This is a genomic window from Desulfonatronospira sp. MSAO_Bac3, assembly GCF_003838035.1.
Classification (GTDB): domain Bacteria; phylum Desulfobacterota; class Desulfovibrionia; order Desulfovibrionales; family Desulfonatronovibrionaceae; genus Desulfonatronospira; species Desulfonatronospira thiodismutans.
Map to the genome: position 1 here is coordinate 1 of NZ_QYZY01000379.1, position 6,033 is coordinate 6,033.

Sequence of the window (6,033 nt, forward strand, 5' to 3'; positions counted from 1 at the left end):
CTCTATCTTCTCCCCTCCTTGGTGAAGGAGGCCTCTATCTTCTCCCCTCCTTGGTTAAGGAGGGGCCGGGGGTGGTTTGTTCTAAATGACCACTTCCTTATCAATTTACTCACAGGTTTGGACCCGGGCCGCCATGGTGAGACACTTAATCCAGACCGTAATTGCGCTCTCCTATGGCGAAATACAGTTCGGACAATGCCTGCTGAAAATCCATCAAGGCCTGGTTGTTGCGGGTTTCGGCCTCGGTGAGGTGTTCCTGTGCGGTCAGCAGGTCGGTGATGGTCCCGACTCTCTGCTTGTAGCGGTGTTCCTGCATGTCGTAGTTTTCCTGGGCCGCGTTCAGGGCTTTACGCGTAGACACCAGCCTGTCCCTGGCTTCATCCAGGCGCATCTGGGCAGTACGCACCTCTGTAACAATAGATGATTCGGTTTCCTTGAGGGTCTGCACCAGCCTGCGGATTTCATAGCCCATGGCTTCATGCTGATAATACTGTTGCCCGCCGCTGAAGAATTCCCATTCTATACTTGCTCCTGCAGTCCAGTGCCGGTTGCGCTGGTCCCGGTCCATGGGGCCTTCCATGGTCTGCTGAGGTTCGTCGTAATCCCTTTTGCGGTCGGTATAGACAAACTCCAGGTTGACCCTGGGCATTTTTTGGCCTCTGGCTATGCGCCGCTCCTGTTCAGTAACAGCCATGTTCTTGCGGATAAACATCAGGTCAGTTCTTTGCTCCATGGCGATGTCGATCACCTCGCGGGTTTCAAAGAAAATATCCAGGGGTATCTCTTCCAGGTCGCCCTCGTAGCCTATAAGGTAGTCATAGCCAAAGCCCAGCAGGGCATTAAGCCGGGTCTTCTGGATCTGCTCCTCGTTCTTGGCCTGGCTCAGGTCCTGCCTGGCTTCTTCCAGTTCCACCCCGGCCTGGAGCACGTCCACATACGGAACCAACTGCCTCTCATAAAAGGATTCTGAAGCTTCCAGGCCCACCTCCAGTCTTTCAACGGAACTGTCTAAGGCCCGCCTGTCCTCCCTGGCCTTTAAGAGTTCCAGGAAGTGATGCTGGATTTCCCTTATAAGCTCTCTTTCCGTGTTCTCTTTTTCCAGTTCACTGATTTCCTTTTCTATCCGGGCCTGCTGGTAGGAACTGAGTATGGTCATCCCGGCGAAAACTGTCTGCACTGCCCGCAAATTCCACTGGTACTGCTGCTGGTCCAGGTAGTCCTGGTCCGTCGGCCCCCGGGCGGAAAGGCTGTCCAGATAAGTATATCCGGCTCCGGCTGAAAGCTGCGGGAAAAATTGCCCCCGCACGGATTTGACCTCGGACTCGCTCCTTTTGATTCCATAATCATGGGCCTGTACCCTGTGGCTTCTATCCAGGCCCATCTTGACAGCGTCCTTCATGTCCAGGACCAGGCTGTCTCCGGAATTGTGCGTCTCATCCCCGGCCTGGACCGGACCAGCCATTAAAAAAAGGCTGACAAACCCCGCCAGTACTACTCTTTTAATATCCATCCCCGATTCTCCATTTTTATTCCCACTTTGAAAGTATGCACGTATTTAAGACGTATGTACGTATGGGAGTATGCACGTAGTTAAGACGTATGTAAGTTTGGGAGTTTGCACGTAGTTTAAGATTTCTATGTTGTTAATACTTCCCCACTCCCACTCGTCCTCACTCCCACACTCCCACACGTCCCCACGCCCCATTCCCTGCTCTATCTTCCCTGAATTCCCCAATCCCACAATTCCTAAATTCCCTAGTCCATACTCCCCTACGCCCATACTCCCATACGTCCTAATTCTCCCGAAAAGCCCGGTCCATGCTGTCAATAATTGGTGACAGGACATAACTCATCACGGTCTGGGCCTCAGTTTGTATATACACCTCTGCAGGCATGCCCGGCGTCAACTTTCCCGGATCGTCGATGGCATCTTTTAGAGACTGCTGGTCCAGTTGAACATAGGTCAGGTAATACGGGGGTTCATCACGCTGTTCAGGTTCGGTCCGGTCAGCTGCAACATATGTCACCACACCTTTAACCTTGGGTGTATACCTTCTGGGAAAGGCCGAGAGCATAACGCTGGCATCCTGTCCTTTTCTGACATCGTCGATCTTGTCCGGGTCCACTTTTGCAGACACTATCAGCCCGGTGTCTCGGGGGACAATTTCCATAAGGGGTTCACCACCCTGAATTACTCCTCCTTCTGTACGCACCTCCAGATTGACCACCACGCCGGCTTTCGGCGCAGTAACGTTAAGCCGCCTGGCTGCATCCTCTGCAGGCCTCAGCTGCTCACGCAGATCCACGATTTCCTGCCGGACATCTCCCAGTTCCGAGGCTGCTTCCTGGGCATAACTTTTTTCAAGGTCGGTTATTTCCAGTTCCAGTTCTTTGATTCTCTCTTCAGCCTGGTCAATTTCCGTGGTCAATTCCTCTTTGTTGGCCCTGTTGGAATTCAGGGTGCGCTGCAGTTCCAGAATCTCGGTTATGTCAATAAATCCTCCTTCGAGAAGCGGGTCTTTGGCCTGAATTTCCTCTTCCAGGGAGCTTATGGTGTCTTCTATAGACTGCAGCTGCCTTTCCCGGCCGTGAATCAGCGAGTTCTGGGTGTTGATCTGGGCCCGCAACAGTTCTATCCTGCTGTTCTTGGCCTCCATCCTGGATTTGAAGATCTGCTCTTCACTCTCCATACTTTCAGTTGCATCAGGCAAATGGGATCTTTCCAAAAGGGCCAGGGGCCATTCTATGGAATCTGCGTTCTGGATTTCAGCCATGAGCCTGGCCTGCCGGGCCAGAAAACTGTCCATCCTTGCCCTGTACATATCCCGCTGAGCCCGGACTTCCTCCCCGTCCAGAGTTATCAGAACGTCACCCTTCTCAACCTGGTAACCCTCGCGTACCTTGATATCCTTGACGATACCTCCGTCTCGGTGCTGCACCTGCTGCCGGTATGTCTCCACTATGATATCGCCTTGTGCTATGACCGCTCCTTCGAGATTAGCTGTTGCAGCCCAGACCCCGATGCCGCCAAAGAACAGGGCCACAAAAAGCAGGCCGGCAATGATTACATTTCTAGAGGAAGTGGGAAGATTAACCGTTTTCTGGTCGCCTTTATCCCCTTCAATGGCCTTGACATTATTGTTGCTTTGCAGTTTGTTTTCGCTCATGTCCCTGTCTCTAAATCTTGAGAGTTAAAAATTCATCCAGAAAGCTCAAAGTTCATTTGGCTAATCCCATTTAAGACGTATGGGAGTATGTACGTATGGGAGTATGTAAGTGTAAGAGTTTTAGACATGACACGCCCACACATCCCCACGCCCCTACGCCCCTACTCCCACACTTCTTCGAGTATGTACGTATGCAAGTATGCAAGTTTTTAGAGTTTTAGAATGCTCCCACACGCCCACACGTCCCCACTCCCATACGCCCATACACACCTACTCCCATACTCCCATACGTACACACTCCCATACGTCTTACCCATGCCTTGCATCCCTCAATCCCCCAATCCTTAAATTTCTTAATCCCTCTGCCCCATGCTCCATGCCCTACGCCCTATGCCTTGCATCCCCCAATCCCTCAATTCCTCAATTCCTGAATCCCCCCAATCCCTCAATCCCTCAATCCCCCCAATCTCTGATTCCCCTATCTCATACACTCATACTTAAAATCTATCCGGTATCTGCCATAAGTCTGGGCTCATACTCACAGCTAAAAAGAGATTCTAGCGGAAAATTCCTGGATGCATTCAGAATTTCAATGCCTACAACTCTTCCGTCTTCTGTAAGGTCCAGGTTTACTCCTTCGGACATCTCCACAACTCCAGCAGGTACCTCTTGAGACATCTGCAGATATGCTGCATCAACTTGATCGTCATAGTAAATTTTCATGACTCTGCTCCTTAGAAACTTCTTCTCGGGAAATATCGTAAAGATGCATTCTCCTTATTGCATGCCTACTGAACTGGATGTTGCCGCCTGCCATATTTTAATCTCCCGGGTCTTCCTTTCGCGTCCCCGATCATACTTCAACGCCCATTTTCTTCCCCATGCTCCATGCCCCACGCCCTATGCCCTGCATCCCCCAATCCCTACATTCCTAAATTCCTCAATTTCTTAAATTCCCCAATCCCATACTCCCACACGTCCCCACTCCCATACGCCCATACGTCCTACTCAATCCTGCGCATCGACCCCTGCTGCATATCCAGCACATTGTCTGCAAGCTTGATGAGCTCGTTATTGTGGGAGATCAAAATCAAGAATACACCTTTTGATTTGAGATCTGCAAGGACTTCTTTCATGCTCTCCCGGCCGCCCTGGTCCAGATGCGAATCAGGCTCATCCAGAACCAGAAGCCAGGGGTCTTTGTACAAAGCCCTGGCCAGGACAATTCTTTGCTTCTGCCCTCCGGACAAGGCGATTCCTCCTTCACCAACCCTGGTATCATAACCCTGGGGCAGTCCAAGAATCATGTCGTGCGCCCGGGCCTGCATGGCGGCGTCGACTACGGAAGGGGAATCAACTTCACCGAGTCTGGCGATATTTTCGGCTACTGTTCCGGAAAAAAGCTCCACTTCCTGGGGAACATAACCCATTTTCCGGCCCAGTAACGCCTGGTCAAAACTTTGCAGTGAAATATCATCCAGAAATACGCTGCCCTGGTCCGGTTTCCAGACTCCTAGTAGAACTCTGGCCAGGGATGTTTTCCCGGAACCGCTGGGCCCTGTTACAGCCATCATTTCTCCCGCACTCAACCGGAAGGAAATGTCCTGAAAAACAGGCATCTGGGCCAGGTGCAGGCTGATGCCTTCAGCTCTGCAGGTCTCTGGTTTCTCTGGAGAGTCTTGTTCCGGCAACTGTGGATCGTCATGGGTATGCACTTCGGCCATGAGCTCGTTCAGCCGGTTGTAGGCCAGCCTGGCATCCACAAAGCTTCTCCATGCGTTGCCCAGCATCATGATGGGGGACAGGGCCCGGCTCATAAACATGGCCGAGGCTACCATGGTCCCCAGGGTGGCTTCATGGATTATTACTAAGTAAGCCCCTGTGGACATGATGACCACCACTGTGCCCATCATGATGAATTTGGCCATGCTCTGGAAAAACCCGTTCCGGGCGGCCAGCACATCTTCATAGTAAACGTCCTGGTTGTTGTACTGTTTCCATTGTCTGCTCATGGATGGAAACATGCCCATGGCGTATACTGTCTGGGCATTGCGCATGGAGGAGCTTAGAAACTGATCAGTATTCATTGCAGACTGGGAATGACTGGCCTGCATGCGTGAAGTGGAGATCTCCTGGACCACCACCAGAAGAAACAGGAGCAGTGCCCCGGCACAGGCTAAGTATCCCAGAAGTGGGTGAAAAAGAAAAATCACGGCCAGATATACAGGAACCCAGGGGGTGTCGAAAAGGGCGAAGATCCCTGTCCCGCAGAGAAAATTCCGGATGCTGTTTAAATCCTTAAGGCCCTGAGTGTGTTTTTCTCCTCCGGCAGCAACCGACTGGTCGAGCATACTGCCGAATATCCGCCCGGCCACTATCTGATCAAACTTGACCCCGATGCGCACCAGCAGCTTGGAACGGAACACCTCCATGATCCCGGAGACAACATAAGCACCGATTACAGCAGCAGTCAGGAAGAAAAGTGTCTCCATGCTGCGGCTGTCCATAACCTTGTCGAACAAAAGCCGCAGATAAAGAATGTATGCCAGGGCCAGCAGGTTTATAAACATGCTGAAAAAAAACGCACACCCCAGATGGGGCAGAAATCTTACCAGATATTTTCGCATTCCAAATTTTCCAGTGATTAGTTTTTACTTTGATCCACTACTTAAGAAGTATGGGAGTATGTACGTATGGGCGTATGCACGTAGTTAAGACGTATGCACGTCTTTACTCCCACACTCCCATACGCCCACACGTGCATACGCCCACACGTCTCACCACTCCCCTACGTTCTACACCAGTTGTCTGCCTTATTGGACATGGTTATCAATTGAGCTATGATATATTCGTAGCGCTCATCAAA

4 protein-coding genes are annotated in these 6,033 nt (G+C 51.4%); all 4 read right to left on the reverse strand.

Translation table 11 applies throughout. The features are described from left to right. Positions 1-145: 145 nt before the first annotated feature. The 4 genes from D5S03_RS13215 to D5S03_RS13230 all read right to left on the reverse strand — a co-directional run bounded on the left by D5S03_RS13215 (position 146) and on the right by D5S03_RS13230 (position 5,794). Entirely contained in the window at positions 146-1,510 is a 1,365-nt protein-coding gene (locus tag D5S03_RS13215; RefSeq protein ID WP_287044389.1) for a TolC family protein, read from the reverse strand. Positions 1,511-1,793: 283 nt separating this feature from the next. Further along, the gene (locus D5S03_RS13220; RefSeq protein WP_287044391.1) at positions 1,794-3,167 is read right to left on the reverse strand and encodes an HlyD family type I secretion periplasmic adaptor subunit; all 1,374 of its coding nucleotides are present in this window, start codon (positions 3,165-3,167) and stop codon (positions 1,794-1,796) included. Positions 3,168-3,671: 504 nt separating this feature from the next. After that, on the reverse strand, positions 3,672-3,890 hold the full coding sequence (locus tag D5S03_RS13225; protein WP_287044392.1) for a DUF2283 domain-containing protein: 219 nt from the start codon (positions 3,888-3,890) through the stop codon (positions 3,672-3,674). A 281-nt stretch (positions 3,891-4,171) separates the two neighbouring features. Then, entirely contained in the window at positions 4,172-5,794 is a 1,623-nt protein-coding gene (locus D5S03_RS13230; protein WP_287044394.1) for a type I secretion system permease/ATPase, read from the reverse strand. Positions 5,795-6,033 lie beyond the last annotated feature (239 nt).